At 31.4% G+C, this 877-nt stretch carries 1 protein-coding gene; it reads left to right on the top strand.

The window, feature by feature from the left end:
- Nucleotides 1-40: 40 nt before the first annotated feature.
- Nucleotides 41-733, top strand: a complete 693-nt coding sequence (locus ADIWIN_RS04110) for a hypothetical protein (RefSeq protein ID WP_020898272.1) — start codon at nt 41-43, stop codon at nt 731-733.
- Nucleotides 734-877: the final 144 nt, after the last annotated feature.

Below are 877 nucleotides of genomic sequence, written 5' to 3' on the forward strand. Positions count from 1 at the left end.
ACCGTTGGCAATAATTAAACTCAAACCCTGAACTGAACATATGAACATAAGATTTCTGGTTTTTTCATTGCTAATTTATTGCAACATCTATTCTCAAAATTTAGAAAAAGAGAATTCAATAAGTGTAATGCTGATGAATTGCTATGAAGGAAGCGAAATGGATGAAACGAAAATCGATTTTTCTGACTACTTCGCTGTTTATGAAAAAGAAAAATATTTAATAACTAATTTCGAAATAAAAAAATACGACTCTGATAGTATTGTCCAACCAAAGTTTCTAATCAAAGGATTGGATTCAATAAAAGGTTCAACCAATGGAAAATGGATTGACAGAAAAATGTATCCAGGAGAAACTATAATTTTTTCTGTTCCAAATTCAGAGGATGAAGAGAATAGCAGAAGTTATTCGATTTACATAAAAGGAGAGTTAATAGAAACTGAAAATAACGAGTTTCCGTATTTTAAGAAAATAGAAAATTATGAATTGAGAGTTGCTTTTGGAAAGACTAATGAAAGCATTGAGAAAATGCATATTCCTTCCTTTCCATCTGGTGGTTTTGAAGGCGGAATTTATCTTTATTGGATTGGAGATTTAAATGGAGATAATCGACTTGATATGTTGGTTGGAACTTCAACTCATTACGCTGGAATTGAATTAATATTCTATTTATCCGACAAGACTGACAAAGAATTATTTATAAAACATAAAGTTGGAAGTTGTTCTTCGTGCTAAAAATAACTATTGCCAACACCGTGTATAATTAATTGCTTTGGCAATTGCTTATTTGGAAAATTCCTTCGGAATTTTCCCGCGTTCGTTTTTGTTTACTAAATTAGTTGCTGAAACACGCAACTAACCATACACAGAACCGTTGGC

The sequence above is a fragment of the Winogradskyella psychrotolerans RS-3 genome (assembly GCF_000427335.1).
GTDB classification, from domain to species: Bacteria; Bacteroidota; Bacteroidia; order Flavobacteriales; family Flavobacteriaceae; genus Winogradskyella; species Winogradskyella psychrotolerans.